The sequence below is a fragment of the Streptomyces sp. NPDC051567 genome (assembly GCF_044454165.1).
GTDB lineage: Bacteria > Actinomycetota > Actinomycetes > Streptomycetales > Streptomycetaceae > Streptomyces.
Map to the genome: position 1 here is coordinate 102,074 of NZ_JBITDK010000008.1, position 19,394 is coordinate 121,467.

Annotated in this window: 13 protein-coding genes, 1 tRNA gene and 2 pseudogenes; 7 read left to right on the plus strand and 9 right to left on the minus strand. The window is 71.0% G+C overall.

What is annotated here, in order from left to right:
- The first annotated feature begins 199 nt into the window (after positions 1-199).
- On the plus strand, positions 200-1,768 hold the full coding sequence (locus tag ACIA5F_RS12085; protein WP_399351938.1) for an alpha/beta hydrolase: 1,569 nt from the start codon (positions 200-202) through the stop codon (positions 1,766-1,768).
- Positions 1,769-1,952: 184 nt separating this feature from the next.
- Positions 1,953-2,026, plus strand: a tRNA-Thr gene (locus ACIA5F_RS12090).
- Positions 2,027-2,403: 377 nt separating this feature from the next.
- Here ACIA5F_RS12090 and ACIA5F_RS12095 read toward each other — a convergent pair.
- The 8 genes and pseudogenes from ACIA5F_RS12095 to xerC all read right to left on the minus strand — a co-directional run.
- A complete protein-coding gene (locus ACIA5F_RS12095) occupies positions 2,404-4,596 on the minus strand; it encodes a hypothetical protein (protein WP_399351940.1) in 2,193 nt (730 codons plus the stop codon).
- Positions 4,596-5,456 (minus strand): hypothetical protein, encoded by an 861-nt coding sequence (locus ACIA5F_RS12100; RefSeq protein WP_399351941.1) that lies wholly within the window; start codon positions 5,454-5,456, stop codon positions 4,596-4,598. Before ACIA5F_RS12100 ends, ACIA5F_RS12095 begins: the two co-directional genes overlap by 1 nt.
- 5 nt (positions 5,457-5,461) lie before the next feature.
- The gene (locus tag ACIA5F_RS12105; protein ID WP_399351943.1) at positions 5,462-6,304 is read right to left on the minus strand and encodes a vWA domain-containing protein; all 843 of its coding nucleotides are present in this window, start codon (positions 6,302-6,304) and stop codon (positions 5,462-5,464) included.
- 229 nt (positions 6,305-6,533) lie between these two features.
- Positions 6,534-6,647, minus strand: a pseudogene (locus ACIA5F_RS12110) (integrase); the annotation flags it as partial.
- A 41-nt stretch (positions 6,648-6,688) separates the two neighbouring features.
- The gene (locus ACIA5F_RS12115; RefSeq protein WP_399351945.1) at positions 6,689-7,732 is read right to left on the minus strand and encodes a hypothetical protein; all 1,044 of its coding nucleotides are present in this window, start codon (positions 7,730-7,732) and stop codon (positions 6,689-6,691) included.
- Between the two features lie 1,364 nt (positions 7,733-9,096).
- The gene (locus ACIA5F_RS12120; RefSeq protein WP_399351947.1) at positions 9,097-9,441 is read right to left on the minus strand and encodes a helix-turn-helix domain-containing protein; all 345 of its coding nucleotides are present in this window, start codon (positions 9,439-9,441) and stop codon (positions 9,097-9,099) included.
- The gene (locus ACIA5F_RS12125) at positions 9,441-10,565 is read right to left on the minus strand and encodes a tyrosine-type recombinase/integrase (RefSeq protein ID WP_399351949.1); all 1,125 of its coding nucleotides are present in this window, start codon (positions 10,563-10,565) and stop codon (positions 9,441-9,443) included. Before ACIA5F_RS12125 ends, ACIA5F_RS12120 begins: the two co-directional genes overlap by 1 nt.
- Positions 10,566-10,629: 64 nt before the next feature.
- A pseudogene (gene xerC, locus ACIA5F_RS12130) lies at positions 10,630-11,909 on the minus strand (tyrosine recombinase XerC); the annotation flags it as partial.
- 584 nt (positions 11,910-12,493) lie between these two features.
- Between xerC and ACIA5F_RS12135 the strand changes: the two are divergent.
- The 4 genes from ACIA5F_RS12135 (at position 12,494) to ACIA5F_RS12150 (ending at position 16,045) form a co-directional block, all read left to right on the plus strand.
- Positions 12,494-12,637: a hypothetical protein gene (locus tag ACIA5F_RS12135; protein ID WP_399351951.1), complete on the plus strand. Its 144-nt coding sequence runs from the start codon at positions 12,494-12,496 to the stop codon at positions 12,635-12,637.
- Between the two features lie 44 nt (positions 12,638-12,681).
- Positions 12,682-13,965: a serine hydrolase domain-containing protein gene (locus tag ACIA5F_RS12140; protein WP_399351953.1), complete on the plus strand. Its 1,284-nt coding sequence runs from the start codon at positions 12,682-12,684 to the stop codon at positions 13,963-13,965.
- 149 nt (positions 13,966-14,114) lie between these two features.
- Positions 14,115-14,564 (plus strand): SigE family RNA polymerase sigma factor, encoded by a 450-nt coding sequence (locus ACIA5F_RS12145; protein WP_399351955.1) that lies wholly within the window; start codon positions 14,115-14,117, stop codon positions 14,562-14,564.
- A 206-nt stretch (positions 14,565-14,770) separates the two neighbouring features.
- The gene (locus tag ACIA5F_RS12150; RefSeq protein WP_399351957.1) at positions 14,771-16,045 is read left to right on the plus strand and encodes a hypothetical protein; all 1,275 of its coding nucleotides are present in this window, start codon (positions 14,771-14,773) and stop codon (positions 16,043-16,045) included.
- Between the two features lie 78 nt (positions 16,046-16,123).
- Here the strand turns inward: ACIA5F_RS12150 and ACIA5F_RS12155 are convergent, their stop codons facing one another.
- On the minus strand, positions 16,124-17,743 hold the full coding sequence (locus ACIA5F_RS12155; RefSeq protein WP_399351984.1) for a bifunctional 3'-5' exonuclease/DNA polymerase: 1,620 nt from the start codon (positions 17,741-17,743) through the stop codon (positions 16,124-16,126).
- Between the two features lie 389 nt (positions 17,744-18,132).
- Between ACIA5F_RS12155 and ACIA5F_RS12160 the strand changes: the two genes are divergently transcribed.
- Positions 18,133-19,350, plus strand: a complete 1,218-nt coding sequence (locus tag ACIA5F_RS12160; RefSeq protein ID WP_399351959.1) for a DUF2786 domain-containing protein — start codon at positions 18,133-18,135, stop codon at positions 19,348-19,350.
- The last annotated feature ends 44 nt before the right edge of the window (positions 19,351-19,394 follow it).

Genomic DNA, 19,394 nt, shown 5'->3' on the forward strand with positions numbered 1-19,394 from the left:
GGCGCGTTCACCCGTACGAGCGACCTGGCCGTGTCGTCCGCAGCGGGGGCGGGAGCCGCCGGGGCGGGAGCCGGTCCGGCGGGACCCGGTCCGGGGACCGGCCAGGGGCCACCGGCCGGCCGGGAGACCCGTACCGGAGCGGCCGGGCGGGGGCCGGTTCCCGGATCATCCCGGCCCGCCGGGGCCGTACCCTCCGGGCATGGACACGAGTCGCCTGCTGCGCACCACCGGAACCGTGATCGCAGCCGCCGGGCTGCTGCTCTCCGGGTGCACCTCGGGAAGTTCGGGGGGACCCCGGGCCGCCGCGTCCCCGGCCAAGGGCAGCCCCGCGCAGTCGGCCACGCCCTCCGGTCCCCCGGCCGCGCTCCGCCCGTACTACGGGCAGAAGCCGAGCTGGCGCGACTGCGGTGTCCCGGAGTTCCAGTGCGCCACCATGAAGGCCCCGCTGGACTACGCGAACCCCGGCTCCGGCCAGGACATCGACCTCGCGGTGGCCCGCCGCCAGGCCACCGGCCCCGGCAAGCGGCTCGGCTCGCTGGTCGTCAACCCGGGCGGCCCCGGCGGCTCGGGCATCGGGTACCTCCAGGCGTACGCGGCCATCGGCTACCCCGCGCCCGTGCGCGCCCAGTACGACATGGTCTCCTTCGACCCGCGCGGGGTGGACCGCAGCAGTCCGGTCGAGTGCCTGACCGGACCGGCCATGGACCGGTTCACCCAGGTGGACCAGACCCCGGACGACCCGGCGGAGCGTTCCCTGCTGGTCTCCGCCTTCCAGGAGTTCGCGACCGGCTGCCAGGCCCGCTCGGAGCGCGTCCTGCCGCACGTCTCGACCGTCGAGGCCGCCCGTGACATGGACATCCTCCGCGCGGTCCTGGGCGACGAGAAACTGACGTACGTCGGAGCCTCGTACGGCACCTTCCTCGGGGCGACGTACGCGGACCTCTTCCCCGGCCGTGTCGGCCGCCTCGTCCTGGACGGCGCCATGGACCCCTCCCGGTCGGCCCTCGACCTCAACCGGGACCAGACGGCGGGCTTCGAGACCGCCTTCCGCTCCTTCGCCAAGGACTGCGCGAAGCAGCCCGACTGCCCGCTCGGCCAGGGCGGCCCGGACGAGGTGGCCGCGCGGCTGAAGAGCTTCTTCCGCAAGCTCGACGCCCAGCCCGTGCCCACCGGCGAGACGGCCCGCCCGCTGGGCGAGTCCCTCGCGACGACCGGGGTGATCGCCGCCCTCTACGACGCCGCCGCCTGGCCCCAGCTGCGCGAGGCGCTCACCACGGCGACGAACGGCGACGGGGCCGGGCTGCTGGCCCTGGCCGACAGCTACTACGAGCGCGAGCCGGACGGGAAGTACGCCAACCTGATGTTCGCGAACGCCGCCGTCAACTGCCTCGACCAGCCGCCGGCCTTCCGCGGCCCGGAGGACGCCGCGGCAGCCCTGCCCTCCTTCGAGAAGGCGTCGCCGGTCTTCGGCGCGGGCCTCGCCTGGGCCTCGCTGAACTGCACGTACTGGCCGGTGAAGGCGACCGGCACGGCCCACCCGCTGACCGCGAAGGGCGCCGCGCCGATCGTGGTGGTCGGCACGACCCGCGACCCGGCGACCCCGTACAAGTGGGCCCAGGCCCTGGCCGGCCAGCTCGAATCGGGTGTCCTGCTCACCTACGACGGCGACGGCCACACCGCGTACGGCCGCGGCAGCGACTGCGTCGACACCGCGATCAACGAGTACCTCCTCCAGGGCAGGCCGCCGGTCGACGGCAAGAAGTGCTGACCCACCACGACGACCACCCCGCACGAACCCCTCCCCAGGCCTCCGGACACCCGGACCCCGGCCCCGCCCCGGGCCCCGCCACCACGACATCCCCACGGTCAGGGGCACCCCCCCACACCCTGTAGACTTGGCGCCGCTGCTGATGAGAGCACCTCTCCGGGGGAATGCTTGTCTGACCAGCGGTGCCGCCTTAGCTCAGCTGGCCAGAGCAACGCACTCGTAATGCGTAGGTCTCGGGTTCGAATCCCGAAGGCGGCTCTGTAGAACCCCCAGGACTCACTCGCCGTGACCTGGGGGTTTTGCTATTTCCGGGGTCGGTCGGCGCGTGCGGTGGCTGGGGCTCGAAACCCCGTGCGTGAGCGATGCGTGAGCGGAGGGGGCGTCAGCCCTTCTTCGCGTCCTTCCTTGCCTTGGCCTTCCGGTGGCCTTGCGGGCCCGCTCTTCCTGCTCGGCCTTCCGCTGGAGGGAGACAAGCTTGGCGGTGGCCTCGGCGGCGCTCTTTCCCGGCCTGGGGGAGCACGCTCTGGTAGATGTCGCGCGTGATCCGGGTGTGGCTGTGCCCGATTGCCCGTCACGATCTTCACGTCGATGTCGGCGGCGAGCATGAGAGTGGCCGCTCCGTGGCAGGTGGCCGGTCAGTGTCCCGTCGCGACAAAGCGGAGGTAGCGGCGCAGGCCGAAGGCACGACGGTGCTCCGTGCCGACTGTGGCGAGCTGGGTGACCAGCAGGTCGTGGGTGGTGCTCGCGTCGGTGAGTTGAGCCTGGCGCTGGAGCAGCACCGCGCGCTGGCGTTGCGTGGCCGCCTGGTGCTGTTGCTTCTCCTTGCTGACCTGCTGCTGGCTGGTGGTGATGCGCTGCTGGAGCTGGTCGCGCTTCCGTCGGGCTACTCCCTCGGCCTGAGTGATCTCCGCTTCGTATTTCTTCTTCTGCGCGGCGAACTGCTGGCGGATCGCTGTCCGTTCCTGGGCGCTCACGCTGGAAGGAGCCGAATTCCGGGCACGCTGCTCCAGCGAGGTCCGCCAGCTCTCGAGCGCGGCGGCCCGGACCTCGCCGACACCCGAGACCTTGACCTGTTGACCGTTGGACCGGATGAGATACGCGTCGCGGTTGCTGTACCGGCTGCCCTGGACGTACCGGACCCCGGTGAAGTCATCGGCCGTCCGGATACCGGCGGCGGTCAGGGCCATGACCGTCCCGCTGCCCATGTTGGAGAGCTTCTTGACGTCCTGGATGGGAGTCCGGCGGAGTCTGTCCTGGACGTGCGTCTTGACCGCCGACGCCAGCGCAGCTTCCAGTTGTCTCTGCTCCTTGGCGGCCAGTCCGCTCAGCTTGGTCCTGAGATTGCCGGTCTCCTTGTTGAGTGTGACGGTGATCCGCGACTGCTCGTCGCGCAGTTCGGTCTGGAGGCTCTTGACCTGTTGGCTGATCTGGATGTCCCGGCTCGTGCTGGCCCGTGCCAGGGCTTCGATCTCCTGGCGGATCTTCTGTGCTGCCGCCACGGGGTCCTTCAGCGCACTCACCCGCTGCTGGAGGACCCGCAGCCGGGCCTTCGAGGCCCTGGCTTCTGGGCGGGAACGTCGGGTGGCGTGGAGGGCCCCGCCGGATACCAGCAGAGCTCCCAGCTGGGCGGCGGCCATGTAGCCGGTCGGCAGCACGCTGACGGCGGCCAGTGCAGCCGGTGCGGCAGATCCGGTCAGGGCGAAGACCCCGGAGAAGATGTCTGCGGGGCGCCGGCGTGCAAAGCCCGTACCGGTGGGCGTGCCCGCACTCCCGCTGCCCCCAGGGACGTTCTGCTGCGGCGGAATGTGCCCCGCCAGCCAGGAGGGGGCTCCACCCGCCGTAGCTGCGGCAGGGGCCGGACGCTGAGCCGGGACAGGGACCGGGATCGCCCCGGCCGCGGACAGCGGGGGCACCGTGTGGGCGGCCGTGGCGAGCAGGCCGTGCGTCTGAGCTGCTAGCGCCCGAAGGGCCGGGTCTGCATGGGTCAGCAGCAGACTCCAGGCCAGTGAGGACTGCGGTTCCTTGAAGTCGTCCTCTTTCAGGATCAGGAATTCTCCCTGACCGTCGTGCAGTTGATCCCAGAGGGTGGGATCGGTGGCGACCGCCACGAGGGTGAGGTAGATGACCCACTCCGAAAAGCGGTCCATCGAGGGGCCGAAGTCCGAGCTCGCGCGAGTCGGGGACTGGTAGTTGCGGTGACCGTTCTCCATGGCGCCCTGCCCTTTGAGCTCGGGCACGTACATTCCGTCGTAGTCGACGAGGCGGAGCGTGCCGTCGGCCGCGACCAGGAGATTGCCGTGCTGGAGATCGCCGTGGGCGATGCCGAGCTTCTCCAGATCGGCGGCCAGTGCCGCGAACCGCTCGGCCGCCTTGAGAACGGCCACCGCGTCCCGGACGTTCCGGTCGATCCACGTGATCAGGCTGGTGCCCTCCACCCAGGCCATCTTCAGGGCCGGGTACCAGTAACCGGCGACGAGGACGCCGTGCGGCAGATACTCCATGCCGACCGGCCAGGGCTGGGACAACTTGGCAGGCCTGAGGCCGGCGAGCTGCTTGCTGATGGCCTGGTAGCGGGCCTCCAGGGTGCTGCTGTCGCGGGTGAAGCATTTCAGCGCGTACCGCCGTCCGTCCGGGGCGGTGATGGAGAAGACGCTTGCGAAGTTCCCGGAGATCGCCTTCGGCCCGAGCATGGGGCTCTGCTGGACCGTCCCGTTCTTGAGGTCCGGGTCCTCGAAACACAGCGTGGGGTTCTGGAGGGCTTCCACGTAGTTCGCGCCGGTCGGGAATTTCCGTCCGGCGACAGGTCCGCCAGTGCGGGAGACCGCCATTACCCCTCCGTCTTCACCCGCACGCGAATGAGGGCTACGTCGTCGTTGCGCATCCGGGACCTGTTACGTTCGTTTTGAACCCACTCGGTGAAGCTTTCCTCATCCAGGTCGGCAAGTTTTCCGAGCTGCTTTCCGGCTTGGTCAGAACTGATTTCAGGGTGTGAGAGCAGCCACGCTGCCAGTGCGTCCGTCGAGAGCAGAAGTTCGTCACCCGCGCGCAGTCCACCGGTTGTGGTCGATGCCCGTTCGGTGATCAGCGCGGCGTCCCGGTTGCGGCTGCCGAGCAGCTGAGGGGTGATGCCGAAGCCATGGCCGTCCGTGATGGGGGATGAGGTGATCAGCCGGCCGCCGCGGAGATGGAAGAGACAACTGTCGCCGAGAGCGAAAGCCCGCCAGGTCCAGGGCCGCACAGCCTCCGGGTCTTTCGGATCCGCCGACGCCGCCCGTACGTGGACGGCCGCCAGCGTGGCGAAGGCCCCTTTTTCCAGGCCCGGCTGCTCGTACCAGGCGATTGGCCGACCGTGGGTCGCCCGCTCCTCCTGGTATTCCGCGATGTAGCCGTCCCACTGGTCGACGGTGCGGGCCAGGAGGTCCTCGACGAAGGACCCGGACAGGCCGTCCTGCCCGTCCCCTGGTTCGTCATCGGCAGCCGCCATCGACGCGACGGCGCCGTGTACCAGCTGCCTCGCCCATGCCCCGGCGAGCAGACTCTCGGACGCCCCGTCGGACACAGCGGCGAAGAGCGAACTCGCGTCGGGTGACCACGAGACGCCAATGGCGTCCTCACACTCCTCCGGCGAGTTACCTGTCTTGGGCACGAGGAAGCGCTGGACGTCGAGGGGCGTCGGGTGTGCGCCCATGCCGCTCAGCGCAGTTCCGTGGCGCGCGTACCGATGTCGAGGAACTCGACGATGGAGGTGATGTCGGCGTTGTAGACGAAACCGCGTGTGGCGTCGCTGACCCGGTGGCCCTGCGAAGCGGCGTAGGAACGCATGTGACCGGGCAGCACGCTCGACATGTGGAAGAGCAATCGGGAGTAGGTGTCCGGGAGGTCGCCCTCGCTGTCGGGGAACGTGACGGGAGTGCCGCTCGCCCCGGACACGTGAAGGTTGAAGAGGAGTACCGACCCATCGGCGGTGGCGTGCGAGGCGAGCCCGATGGCCGCACTCGTGGGATCGCCGTCAGTGGACTCGCCGTCGGTCAGGTTGAGGACGATGGGCGGGAAACCTCCCGGGTGCTCGTCGACCCAGCGGGCGACCAGGGAGTCGGCGTAGCCGAGGGCGCGAGTCATCGGAGTTCCGCCGTTGGTGACCGGGTCCATCCAGACCGGGAACTGCACGGTCGTCTCGACGAGACCGCCGGCGCCGTCCGGAACCTTCTTCGTGCGGCTCTCCAGGCGGGCGGGGTTGTTCGCGATGTCGCCCAGCGGTACGAGGTCACGCCCGGCGAGTGCGCCGGTGAAGGCGGAGCCGACCTGGGTGTGGCCGTAGCCGATCACCGCGACGTGGAAGTAGTCGCGGACGCCCTCTTCCTTTGCGCACTTGACCGACAGCTCGGTCAGCAGCCGGTTGATGGCGTCCGACACGACCTGGGCACGCTTCTGGACCATCTCGCCGCTGCCGATGGGATCGCTCATCGAGGCGGACTGGTCCACGAGGAAGATGAAGCAACCGGGGTTGGTGCGACTGATTTCGGCGGCGTACGGCATCTCGGCGACCCGGCTCCTCTTGCGCGACGGGGGACTTGAACGCCACGGCATGGGACGCGCGCGGAAACCTGACCCCCCAGGGAGGCCGATGGTAGCGGATACCGTGCTGCTCAGTGAGTGGCTGAAAAGCTCGACGTTGCGACGGCCTGGGTTCGAGACCTCGTGCGTGAGTGAAGCGGCTGTCAGCCCTTGCGTAAGGCTTTCTTCCCCTTGCCCTTCGTCTCTCGGCTCACCTGGCCTTCGCGGCGGCCTTGCGGGCCTTGTCCTCCTCGGACTTGCGTTGGAGGGGGACCAGCTTGGTGGTGGCCTCGGCGGCGCTCTTGCCGACGTGGGGGAGCACGCTTAATGGTGACGTCGGGTATTCGAACTGTCCGAATGCCTAGGTCATGGGGTGCCTCGGCGGGCGACGTCGGCGGCGTAGTTGGCCCAGTCTCCTGCGGAGAGTCGTTGCCAGGCGACGGCGACGTCGGTGTGGATGCCGAGGGTGCGGGCGAGGATCGCTGCGGGGATTTCGGTGGCGAGCTGGAAGAGCGCGGTGCTGCGGGCCTGGTTGGGTCGGATACCGAGCTGGTTCAACCGCTGGGTCAGCTGTGTGGTGCTGATCGGCCGTCCTGGTTGGCCGCCGGGGAAGAGCCATGGAGACGGGGTCAGGGCCCCGATGGTGGCGTGTCCCTTGCGGTTTGCGGCGACGATGCGGGCCAGTACCGCAACAGGTTCGGGCAGGTGGACGGGCGCATTGCCGAGGCTGATCCGTACCTTCTGAGGGTCGATCTTGACGTCCTCGATGGTCAGACGGCTGATCGCTGCTGGCCCTTGGGCGTAGAGGAGGAGAAGCAGCCCGGCGAGGCGGTCCTCGGGCTTGAGGGTGTCGTCGTGCAGGAGCTGACGTGCGACGTTCCAGCGGTGCTCGTCATCGAGTGGCTGGGTGGGGCCGTTCCAGCGGAGGGCGGGGACGTGGATGGTGGTGAGCTTGTTGGCGCGAGCCCAGCGGATGAAGTGCCCGGCTGTGTGGCGGTAGGTCGCGGAGTCGTCGGTGAGCCAGCGGTCGAGGTCGGCCTGTCGGCAATTGTCCAGCGTGAGGTCGTGTGCCCTCAGCCAGTTCAGGAAGGCGACGGCAGCGTTGGTGCGTTGGCGGATGGCGAGGAACTGCTGCGGGGTGGCGGGTCGGCCGTTGTTGCGTCGACGAAGGCGCCGGACTAGGTGCCAGAGTGTGTAGCGGTGCAGAAGTTTCCGCTGGTCGGGGCACTGCTGGGATGCGAGAAGACTCGTGAGGAAGCGTTCGGCGCGGACCATGTGCTCGTCCCGTTCGGGCAGGGCTCCGACGCCAACGAGAACTTGACGGAGATGGGCGAGGGGAGGACTGTCGGGCAGCTCGTCGAGGGCCTGGTGCGTCAGCGCCCGTCGGCCAGCAGCCAGGTCAGACAGCACAGGGCCGATCGTGGGCTTGTTCAGCCAGCGTCTCGCGGTGATGGGATGTTCGGCGGTGGAGATGTTGCGCCGCAGGGCTTCGATCCCGGGATGGATCGAGTCGGACGGAGGGCCCAGCAGTTCGTTGAGACGCTGGTTGATGAGGCACCGGACGCACTGGCCCGGGTGGGGATAGTCGGGGTCGGTGCAGGTGGAACAGGTGTGCCAGACCTCTGGGGCGGTGCAGTCAGCGCAGAGAGGTCGGGCAGAGGTGCCGGATGTGACCGTTGCGAGGCAGCCGCAGGCCGAGCACGGTGCGGAGTGACGCTGGCAGGAAGGACACCACGGGCGACCGGTGACGCGGGAGGTTCCGCAGGGCTTCCTTTCTGCGCAGATACTGCAGGTCAGGACAGGAAGGGCGGGGCAGCTCGGGCAGAGCGGACCGTCCAGGGTACGGGTGCCCACGGGCCGTCGTCGGCCGCAGTTGAGACAGGACTCCAGGTTCGCCGGGTCGGTGCTCAGGCAGTTCGGACACACAGGCCGCCCTTCAGCGTCGCGCGTGGCCGGCTCGCGGCGAGCTCCGCAGCCCGCGCACTCCTCAATACGGGAATGGGCGATACAGGTGCGGCAGACCCGCTCTCCGTCGAGCGGCTTGCTGATACGTACGACTCTGTGACAGCGGGGGCAGGCAGGCCGGACGACCCCGGCGACTCCGGCATCGACGAGCAGGTCGATCAGCCGCAGGATCACGGGGAACGGCGCGAGGTGCGCGTTGCCGGTCAGCAGGGAGGGGTCGGCTTCGAGAGACCAGGCCACTTTCTGCTGGTTGGCAGGCCGTAGTGCCGTGCGGCGGACCGCGTCAGCGACCATGCTCGTACCGACGTGCGGGTCCAACTTGGCGATGACGCTGTGAATCACCGCGAGCGGATCCCGCCCGTCGGAGTCGGGACACTTCACACAGCGCGGCCTCCCGGTTCGGTCTCGTGTAGTGACACGACGGGACTTTCCGCAGCTGGCGCAGTCCTCTGGCTGCGGCCCGCAGACCGAGCAGTACCAGTCCTGACCACGGCGCTGCATGGTCCGCATCTGCTTGCCGCACTCAGCACAACACGGCGGTGAAACGGTCGTTGCCCCGGCCTCACGAAGAGCGATGAGCAGGTCGCCAGCGGCTCTGGGAGCCGGAGAGCGGCCGTCCTTGATCACGCCGGGATGCTCGGCCAGATACGACGCGAGGCGACGCGACTTCGCGCGCCCGCCCGCGACGCTGGTGACTATGGTGCGGATCCGGTCAGGCTCCAACTGACTTTCGACGGCCGCGACCAGTTCCACGATCAGCCCGACCGGATCAGAGACGGCACGGTCGGGGTGCTCTGGCGCGTTCACGGTCACGACCGTTCGACACCGCGGATGCGGGCCCGCTTGGGCCGCAGATCACCGACACCGGCCTCGGCGCCGACGGCCTTCTTCGTCCGGGACGTGTTTGTTCCGGCACCGGCCGCGGCCATGGGCTCGATGAGGTCGTCCATGGTGCAGTCGAGGATGTCAAGCAGAGCCATGAGGATCTTCAGGCTCAACCGTTCCGGGCGCTCGACGACGAGCCGGTAGACCTGGCTGGAGGACAAGTTGATACCGCGCTCATTCAGCAACGGGATGAGGTCCGTGGTGGAGAACAGGCCCCGGTCGGCCATGATCTTGCGCAGATGCCAGTGGTAGTCGAGCTTGGCAGCCATCAGCGGTCCTTGTCTGCGGAGGAAGTCGCGGCAAGTGCGGGTGCGAGAGCCCTGTGGAGCATGGTGTTCATGAAGTCGTTGCTGACGTGCGTGTAGATGGCCGTGGAGCTGTCGTTCTCGTGGCCGACTTGCTGTTGCAGAAACCGCCGGTCGACTCCGTCCTCCGTCAGGTGGGTGACGTAGGCGTGGCGAGCGGAGTGGACGACCAGCGCCTTCGGGAGCTTCAGCGCGTCCCGGTAGGTGACGAACCTGGCGTTGATCTCCGCCGGCTTGATCCGGCCGCCCCGCTCGGTCACCCACAACGCGGGGTTGTCCTCGCAGCCGAACCGCGGCCTGACGTTCTCCACGTAGTCGGCGACGGCCTCCACTGCCCAGTCCATCACCGACAGTACGTTCCGCCGTCGGGGCGGCTGGCCCTTCTTCGCCTTGCCGTAGCGGACATTCAGCGTGCCGTACCGGCCAAACTGCGGAGCCGACGCGTTGCGTCCGAAGTCCACCAGGTCGAGCTTGGCCGCCTCTGTGCGGCGAAGCCCCCACCCGTAGATCACCTTGAAGAGGGTGGCGTCTCGGTAGGCGGCGAGAGCACCCTTGCGTTTGGACCGTATCGCCCGGTCGACCTGGTCGTCGGCGTAGTCGAGGAAACGCTGGATCTCCTCACGGGTGAACGGTCTCGCCTCCGGGCTGCCCTCATAGTCGTTGAGGTGAGCGATGGTGTTCCACTCATGGCAGATGGCCACCGGATGAGTTCCGAAGGCGTCCTCGCAGGCCACCGCCCAGCCGTACCGGCCATCGATCAGGAATTCACTGAACAGGCGCAGACCGCCCTGGTAGCCGCGGATCGTGGACGGCGCGAGGTGCTTCTCGCTGGTCAGCCAGAGCGACCACTCGTCCACATGCCCTGGCGTCCAGGCCCAGGGGTATTCGTTGGTGTAAGCCATGAATCGGCGCACGAGCCGTTCCCGGGGAGCGACCGTGTCCTCGCGGAGCCCGCGAGCGGCCTGCTGAGCTCGCCAGCCACGCAGCATCGCCTCGACCATCGCGTCCTGCGGACGCAACTGGACCACCCCGGAGACCAGCTCCAGATGAGCTGCCCCAGCCAGGTCGGCACGTCGCTGTAGAGCCACTCCAGCCCTCCCTTTCAGAGGGCAAATCCTGCATCAGACGGGATCTGATTGCCAAACCCCCAGGTCAGACGGCCAGGCGGTAGGTAGGTAGAGTCTCCATAGGGCATCGCCCTGACCTGGTGACCTGCGATTTCTCGCCCATCAGATGCAATACCCGAGGGTTCTGGTAGATGTCGTGCGTGATCCGGGTGTCGCTGTGCCCGAGCCTGTTCGGCACGATCTTGATGTCGGTGTCTGCGGCCAGTATGAGCGTGGCCGCCCCGTGTCGGAGATCGTGCAGCCGGATAGGCGGGAGCCACGAGGCGGCCACCAGCCGCTCGAAGAGATCGGTCACCTTCCCGGGGTGTAGCCAGGATCCGTCCTCCTGTGTGAAGACGAGCCCGGTGTTCACCCAGGCCGAGCCCCACTGGGCGCGGTCGGCTTCTTGCTGCATGGGGTGCCGCTCCAGGACGCCGACGGTGTCGTCGTCGAGCGCGACGACGCGGAAGCCGCTGTCCGTCTTCGGCTCGGACGCCTCGACCTCCCAGCCGTTCTGGACGAGCTGACCGGTCACGGTGAGGAAGTGCCGGTCGAGGTTGGTCTCCGACCAGGGCTGCCCGCACGCCTCCCCGCGCCGCAGGCCGCGGAACGCGATCAGGTGCCACATCGCGTACAGCCGGTCGTCGGCGACAAGGTCGAGGGAGGCGCCTGTCTGTTCCGGCGTCCGGACCATCACCGGGGAGGGCTTCTCGCCGGTCTGCTCCCACTTGACGACCCGCTCGTCCGTCCACACGAGCGCCTTCGGCTTGCGCACCGGGTCGATCTCGACGTGGGCAGCCGGGTTGAACGTGATGATCTGCTGCCCGATCGCGTCGTTCAGGGCCGCGCGGAGCGTGGCCTTCACGTGCTGGCGCGTGGCCGGACCCGTCGCCCGACGGAAGCCCGGCATCGCGTCGGGCGACGCCTTCAGCGCCTTCCGGCGAGCACGGCTCCCCACCCCCTTCTACGGGATCGTCGTCAACTCTTCTACAGCAGAACGTCGCTGGGCGTTCTGCCCCAGGACCTCGGCGTTGACGTCCGCGATGGCCGTGAACATCTCGCTCAGGTGGCTGACCCGCAGCCGGTCGAGGCGCCGGTGCCCGATGTACGGCTTGAGGTGTACGCGGACGTCGGTCGCGTACCGGCTGATACCAGACTTCCGGATCCGCTTGCCCGCCAGCCACCGGTCCAGCCACTCGGCGACGGTCAGGCTGCCGACCAGGTCCTGCCGGCCTTGAGTCGCCGCCGGGTCTCCTCGACGTCGGGCAGGGTCAGCTTCTCGCCGCTGACCTCGGCCAGCATCTCGACGACCAGCGGTATGCCCTCGACCCGGAGGTACTGGACAAGAAGCGAGCTGCCGAGGATTGGGCGCGTTTCGTCCGGGACTTCGGAGCGTTCGGTGTCTGGCGATACATCTTCGCCATGGAGAAGATGATCCAGGATGCTCTCGGTTCTCGGGAGGCCCTCCAGGCGTTCGCTCACCCTGAATGATCAGTGTGGGCGGGTAACGCCCAAGGGAGCCGGCTCGCTCGTTGGGCGTTCTGCCCCCCCCGCGTTGACGTCATCCCTTGGCTATGACCACCAGGGTGGGCTCATGCGTGAGCGGACGGGGTGGCACGGGGTGGATTGGGCGGCACTCAGGGCCCAGGCCGCACCTCGCTGACCTGGGGACTCGGGTTCGAATCCCGAAGGCGGCTCTGTAGAACCCCCAGGACTCACTCGCCGTGACCTGGGGGTTTTGCTATTTTCGGGGTCCGGTCGGGGCGGCGCTCGACGATCGCCGTGTGTCCCCGCGTGCCCATTGCGTGCCCATCTGTTCGCCGGGAACCGGTGTGAGCTCTGTGGCCTCGAACTCGGCTCGGCCACCGCAGGCCGGCCTGCGGCTCCCCTCGGCGGTGTTTCATGCGGCCTTGGGCGTGACCGACCTGGTGACGGCGGGCGCGGTGGAGGCCCTGGGCATCTCCCACTACACCGGCCAGGTCGGGGTGGGCCGCCGTGCCGGCCTCCTCGTCGTGGACGGTGACCCGCTCGCCGGGGGTAGGGGGGCGGGCTAGGTTGGGGGAGTGGGGCCGGGGCGTCGGGTGGCAGGAGGCCGGACATGACGGCACGGTGGCGCACGGTGGCGGCGGGGATGGCCGCGGTGGGGCTGGTGGTGGTGCCGGTGAGTATGGGGAACGGGGCGGTGGCCGCTGTTTCCGCCCCCGTTTCCATCCCTGCCCTCGTTTCCACCCCCGTCCGCGTTCTCGCCCCCGCATCCGTTTCCGTACCCGTCTTCACGCTTCCCCCTCCCGTACCCGTGCCCCTCCCCGCCTCCGGGGAGTTTCCGCAGCTCACCCCGGCTCTGGCGCGGCAGTTGGACGGGGTCGTCCAGAAGGTCATGGCCGAGGCGCGGGTGCCCGGGGTGATCGTGTCGCTGTCGGCGCCGGGCAAGGGGGAGTACGTCCGGGCCTTCGGGGAGGCGGACAAGGTGACGGACGAGCCCGTCCAGCCCGACATGAACATGCGGATGGGCAGCGAGACGAAGACGTTCACGGTGACCGCGCTGCTCAAGCTGGTGGACGAGGGCCGGGTCGGGCTGGACGACCCGATCGGGAGGTATGTGTCCGGGGTCCCGAACGGCGACCGGATCACCCTGCGCCAGCTGGCCGGGATGCGGAGCGGCCTGTTCAACTACTCCGACGACAGGGGCTTCTTCACCGCTCTGGTGAGCGACCCCCAGCGGCCGTTCACCCCGCAGGAGCTGCTCTCGTACTCCTTCCGCCACCCGGTGGAGTTCCCGCCGGGCGCGAAGTTCCAGTACAGCAACACCAACGCGATCCTGCTCGGGCTGGTGGTGGAGAAGGTCAGCGGGGTCGCCCTCGCCGACTACATCGACCGCGAGGTCGTGCGGCCGGCCGGGATGGGGCACACCGTCTTTCCCACGGGGGCGGAGTTCCCCGGTCCGCACGCCCACGGCTACACCCGTCAGACGGCTTCCGGGCTGACGGAGGACGCCACGGACTGGAATCCCTCCTGGGCCTGGGCGGCCGGGGCCATGATCTCCGAGGTCGGCGACCCGCGGACCGTGGCCACCGGGACGCTGCTGTCCCCCGCCACCCAGGCCGAGCGGCTGCGGACCAGCCCGAGCGGGCTCCCGGGGACCGGGTACGGCCTGGGCATCTTCGACGTCCAGGGGTGGATCGGGCACAACGGCTCGCTGCCCGGCTACCAGTCGCTGACCGTGTACCTGCCGGGCCCGCAGGCCACCCTGGTGGTGCTGCTCAACACCGATGTCTCCTACGAGGGAGCCGAGCCGAGCACCCTGTTCGGCAAGGCGGTCACCCAGGTCGTGACCCCGCAGCACGTCTTCGACCTGCCCAGCCAGGCAGCCACCGCCGGCTGAGTGCCGGCTGAGTACCGGCTGTGGCGGTGTGGTTCCGGTGGTTCCAGCTGTTTCCGGTTGGTTCCGGTGGTTCCGGAAGGGGCGGGGGGATGAAACACCGTTGCTCTCCCGTCGCGTCAGTGGGGTGGGGCGGACACGAGGGGGAGGACATGCGGCAGGGTCGCAGGGACGGGTTCCGTGAGTTCGCGGCGGCCCGGTCGGGGCAGCTGTACCGGTCGGCGTGTCTGCTCGCGAGCGGGGACACGCACCTCGCGGAGGATCTGGTCCAGGAGACCCTGGGGCGGATGTACCTGATCTGGGGCCGGATCGCCCGTATCGACAATCCGGCCGCGTACGCGCAGACGGTGCTGGTCCGGGCCTTCCTCACCCACCAGCGCCGCCGGTCGACCGGTGAGCGCCCGCTTCGGGGAGCTCCCCGAAGCGGGCGCGGTGGCGGCCGACGGCGATCCGGTGCTGCGGCTGACCTGCTGGAGGCCCTGGGGCGGCTGCCGCCCAAGGACCGGGCGGTACTGGTGCTGCGGTACGGGGAGGACCGTAGTGTCGAGGAGACCGCTGCCGCGATGAACGCCAGCTCGGCGGCGGTCCGGTCACAGCACTAGCGGGCGCTGGCCCGGTTACGGCAACAACTGGGCGGGAGCCTCGCCGAGTTCGCCGCGCTCTGAGCCCACCGTGTTCCGGGCCGTGTACGGGTGCGGGGGGCGGTGCAGGTCCCTGGTGTTTACTTTCCCGGCACTTTCTCTCCGGTGCCTCCTCTATTTCTCTGCCCTGCCCCCGATCCACCTGTGAACGGAAGGTTTGATTCCGCATGCCCTTCGAAGAGAAACTCGGCGAAGCCCTACGGCGCGCCGGGGACGATTTCACCCCCGACCCGACCGCGCTCGTGGAGGGCGGTGAGCGGCGCGGGCGGCGGATGGTGGCGCGGCGCCGGGCCGCCGTGGCCGGTGGGTCGGTGCTGGTCCTGGCCGTGATCGGGACGGCCGGTGTGTACACCGGCCGGCTCACGGGCGGCGAAGCGTCCCGTCCGGCCGACATGGCGGCCCGGTCCGGTCCGCCGTCGGCCGTACAGGAACCGCCGCCGCCGTTGTCGCCGCGCGAGGCGAGGACGGCGCGGACCGGTTCCGGGGCCGTCGGCGCCGACCAGATGGTCACCACCCTGACGGAACTGCTGCCGGACGGCACGCTGACGGACACGCAGGCGCGCGGTACCGGCGACCCGCTGGGCGCGTACGTCGCCGGGGTCTTCGACGAAGGCAAGGGCGGAGCCGCCGTCAGCGTCGGCCTCCGCCGGATCGATCCGAAGGGCAGGGCCTTCCACCAGGAGACCACCTGCCCCGACAAGAACCTGGTGGAAATCGACCACTGCACGGAGGAGGTCCTTCCGGACGGCTCCCGGCTGCTGTTCCTCCAGGGGTACGAGTACCCCGACCGCCGGGAGCCCACCAAGCGCTGGTGGGCCACGCTGGCCACGCCGCAGGGCTTCCTCGTGACCTTCCAGGAGCACAACGCGTCGGCCGAGAAGGGGGCCCCGGTCTCGCGGACCGACCCGCCGCTGGACCTCGTCCGGTCGAAGGAGCTCGTCCGCTCGGAGAGATGGCACGCGGCCCTGAACGATCTGCCGCCCGCCAAGCCGGACACCCCGACCACCGCACCCGCTCCGCCGGCCGGGAAGCCGGCCGAGGAGACGCTGGAGGTCCTGCTCCGCGCGTCCGGGATTCCGTCCGTCTCCCAGGGCGGCGAGGGCGAGTACGGGTACGCGGTCCTGGACGACGGCAAGGGCCGGTCCCTGGTACAGGTCAACGTCCAGCCGGGCGGCGCGGACCTGGTGGGCGAGCGCTTCACCGGGGCCGCCACGGAGCCGGACGGCACCCAGGTCAAGGAGGAGCAGCAGCCCGGCGAGAAGGGTGGCAAGGGGGTCGTCCGGTGGTCCGTGGACACGCTGCGGCCGGACGGGCTGCGCGTCGTGGTCTCGGCGTTCAACACGCCGAAGCAGTCCGGCGCGGCGACCCGCCCGGCCCCGGCGCTGACCATGGCGCAACTGCGGGAGATCGCGCTCAGCCCGCAGTGGACCACCGCCGACTAGCCCCTGACCCCGGTTCCACCCCTGGCCCCGGCACTAGCCCTGGCCCCGGAACCGGCCCCGCCCCCCGCCCCCGGCGGGTCATTTCGCGTCCGCGTAGCACTCGACCACCGCCGTGGTGAAGGGGAACCGGACCGGGGTCTCGCCGAAGGTGATCCGGCCGGCCAGGTCGGCGGCGGCCCGGATGGCCTCGGCGACCGCCCCGGCCTCCTCGGCGGGGCAGTGCACGATCACCTCGTCGTGCTGGAAGAAGACCAGCTCGGCCCGCATTCCGGCGGTGGCCCGCCGGAGCGCGGCGAGCAGGAGCAGGGCCCAGTCGGCGGCGCTGCCCTGCACGACGAAGTTGCGGGTGAACCGGCCACGGGCCCGCGCGCTCCCGCCGCCCGGGCCGGGGCCCGACCCCGGCCCCGGGCCCCCGCCACCGCCTCCGCCCGGCTCCGGTTCCTCCTCCGGCTCCTGGGGGAGCCCGGCCTCGCCGCTCTCCCCGGAGCCCGCCGGCGGCGGGCAGGTCCGGCCCAGCCAGGTCCGTACGAGCCGGCCCTCCTCCCCGGCGCGCGCCGCGTCGTCCACGTACGCCACGGCCCGGGGGAAGCGGCGGCGCAGCGCGGCCAGGTTCTTCAGGCCGTCCCCGGAGGTCTGGCCGTACACGGCGCCGAGGACGGCCAGCTTGGCCATGTCCCGGTCGCCGGAGAAGCCCTGGCGGGAGACGGCGGTGTAGAGGTCCTCCGGCCGCCCCGCCACCTCCATGAAGGCCGGGTCGCGGGAGATCGCGGCCAGGACCCGGGGTTCCAGCTGGTCGGCGTCGGCGACGACGAGGCGCCAGCCGGGGTCGGCGACGACGGCCCGGCGGATCACCTTCGGGATCTGTAGGGCCCCGCCGCCATGGGTGACCCAGCGGCCGGTGAGGGTGGAGCCGGGGAGGAACTCCGGGCGGAAGCGGCCCTCGTGGACCCAGTTCGCGAGCCAGCCCCAGCCGTGGGCGGTGTAGATCCGGTACAGCTTCTTGTGGGCGATGAGCGGTTCCACGGCGGGGTGGTCGAGCTCCTGGATCTCCCAGCGGCGGGTGGACCGGAGCTTGATCCCGGCCTCGGCGAAGGCGCGGACGACATCGGCGGGCAGGTCGGGCCGGACCCGCCGCCCGAACGCGGCCGAGACCTGGTCGGCCAGCTCGGCCAGGCGCCGGGGCTCCCCGCCGCCGCCGTACCGCTCGCCGAGCAGCTCGGTGAGGAGCGCGCGGTGGACGTCGGCCCGCCAGGGCAGCCCGGCCCGGTTCATCTCGGCGGCGACGAGGAAGGCGGCGGACTCGGAGGCGGTGAGCAGGCGCATCCGGTCGGGGTGGGCGGTGGCGGCGAGCCGTCGCGCCTGGTCGGCGTGGACCGCGAGGAGCGCCTCCAGGGGGAGCGGCGCGGGCTGCGGGTCGAAGAGGGAGGACTGGGTCCCGGGCGCGGCGGCCCGCTGCGGCGGATCGGCCGGTACGGGGCCCCCGGTGAGCCGGGCCCACGCGGCGGCGGCCGAGCGGGGCTCCCCGGAGCGGCCCTCGTGCCCGAGCAGCAGCAGCTCGGCGCCCTCGACGTCGTGGCACCGCTCGACGCGGACGCCCGCCCCGAGCAGCCGGGGGTACACGGCGGCGGTGGAGCGCCACACCCACCGCGTCCCGGCCGGGGCGGCCCGTACGGCCTCGGCGGGGTCGCGGACGACGATCCGCCCCCTGGCCCCGGCCGCCGCGAGGGCGTCACCGCCGGCCCCGGAACCGGCCGCCGCGCCGCCCGTGGGGTGCGCGGAAGCGGCGTACGCGTACCCGGGCGCGGCGGGTACGGACACGGGTGCGGGGGGCACGGGCGCGGGTACGGCGGGTACGGGCGCGGCGTGCCACCAGCCGTCCCCGTCCTCGGCCAGGGCCCACCGCTCCGCGTGGTCGCTCACGAGTACGAGTCTCCCACCGGGGTCTGACAGGGCCGGGGTCTGACAGGACCGGGGAACGAGGACCGGGAACGAGGGCCGGGAGCGCGCCGCCCGGAGCCGGTCGGCGGGCCGCCCCTCGGGAGCCGTGGCGACCGGGCCACCCGGGCGGACATGCCAAGCTGGACGGTGTGAACGAGCCTGCCGAGACCGTCGACCGTGCCTTCGCCGCCGCCCTCTACGCCCAGGACGACACCGGCCTGGACACCGGGGCCTCCCTCCTCGCGGCCGAGCCGGACCGGTGGGCCGGGGTCGGGCGGGAGCTGCTGGCGCGCGGGGAGGCGTACGTACGGCAGGCGTGGGAGCGGGGCTGGCGGCCGGCCGACGTGCTGCGGCTGGTCCGCCGGGACCTCGACGAGCGGCACCTGCGGATCGCCGGGGACGTCATGGCCGCCGAGGCGCGCCGCTACCCCCGGCTCCCCGCGCGGTGGACGGTGACCGTGCCCGGTCCCGGCCACGGCACCGGGGCCTGGTGGGGTGAGGACACGGCCTACGCCGACCGGCTCGCCGGGCGGGAGCGGACGGACCGGTTCACCCTCGCCACCGCCGTCCTGGAGGTGTTCCGGCTGCTGGTCCGGCTGCCGTCGATCGAGCCGGTGGGCCCGCTCCCCGGCGACCCGGCCGACCTGTCGGGCCTGTCGGGCCTGTCGGTGGGGGCCCACATCGAGCCGCGCATGCTGGGCCGGATACGGGCCCTGCTCGCGAAGGCGGAGGCCACCACCTTCCCGGAGGAGGCGGAGGCGCTCAGCGCCAAGGCCCAGGAGCTGATGGCCCGGCACACCGTGGACGAGGCGCTGCTCGCGGCGCGCGGTGGCCGCCCGGCCCAGGTGCCCGGGGCCTGCCGGATCGGCGTCGAGCCGCCGTACGAGGAGGCCAAGGCGGTCCTGCTCGACGCGGTCGCCACCGCCAACCGCTGCCGGGCGGTGTGGAACAGCGGCTTCGGGTTCTCCACCGTGGTCGGCTTCGAGAGCGACCTGGAGGCGGTGGAGCTGCTCCACACCTCGCTGCTCGTGCAGGGCACGGCGGCGATGACCCGCGCGGAGGCGGCGCAGCGCTCCGGCGGACGCAAGCGGACGAAGGCGTTCCGGCAGTCCTTCCTGCTCGCCTACGCCAGCCGTCTCGGCCAGCGGCTCACCGAGACCGCCGCGCACACGGCCGCCGAGGCCCCGGACAACCTGCCCGCCCTGGTCGCCCGCGACGTCGCGGTCACCTCCCGGGCGGACGAGATGTTCCCCCGGACCACCACCACCCGGCTGCGCGGCGCCACCGACCACGCGGGCTGGGAGGACGGCACGGCCGCCGCCGACCGCGCCCACATGGGCGCCGCCCGCCACCCGCTGCCGCGCTAGCCCCCGGCGCGCGCGGGCGGGCGGCGGGTACGGGGACCACCCGC

Coding starts and splice junctions, on each gene's coding strand:
- ACIA5F_RS12105 (WP_399351943.1), bottom strand. CDS start 6,304: ATGCCGTACGCCGCCGAAATCAGTCGCACCAACCCCGGTTGCTTCATC.
- ACIA5F_RS12140 (WP_399351953.1), top strand. CDS start 12,682: ATGACGGCACGGTGGCGCACGGTGGCGGCGGGGATGGCCGCGGTGGGG.
- ACIA5F_RS12145 (WP_399351955.1), top strand. CDS start 14,115: ATGCGGCAGGGTCGCAGGGACGGGTTCCGTGAGTTCGCGGCGGCCCGG.
- ACIA5F_RS12085 (WP_399351938.1), top strand. CDS start 200: ATGGACACGAGTCGCCTGCTGCGCACCACCGGAACCGTGATCGCAGCC.
- ACIA5F_RS12100 (WP_399351941.1), bottom strand. CDS start 5,456: ATGGGCGCACACCCGACGCCCCTCGACGTCCAGCGCTTCCTCGTGCCC.
- ACIA5F_RS12120 (WP_399351947.1), bottom strand. CDS start 9,441: ATGGCTGCCAAGCTCGACTACCACTGGCATCTGCGCAAGATCATGGCC.
- ACIA5F_RS12095 (WP_399351940.1), bottom strand. CDS start 4,596: ATGGCGGTCTCCCGCACTGGCGGACCTGTCGCCGGACGGAAATTCCCG.
- ACIA5F_RS12150 (WP_399351957.1), top strand. CDS start 14,771: ATGCCCTTCGAAGAGAAACTCGGCGAAGCCCTACGGCGCGCCGGGGAC.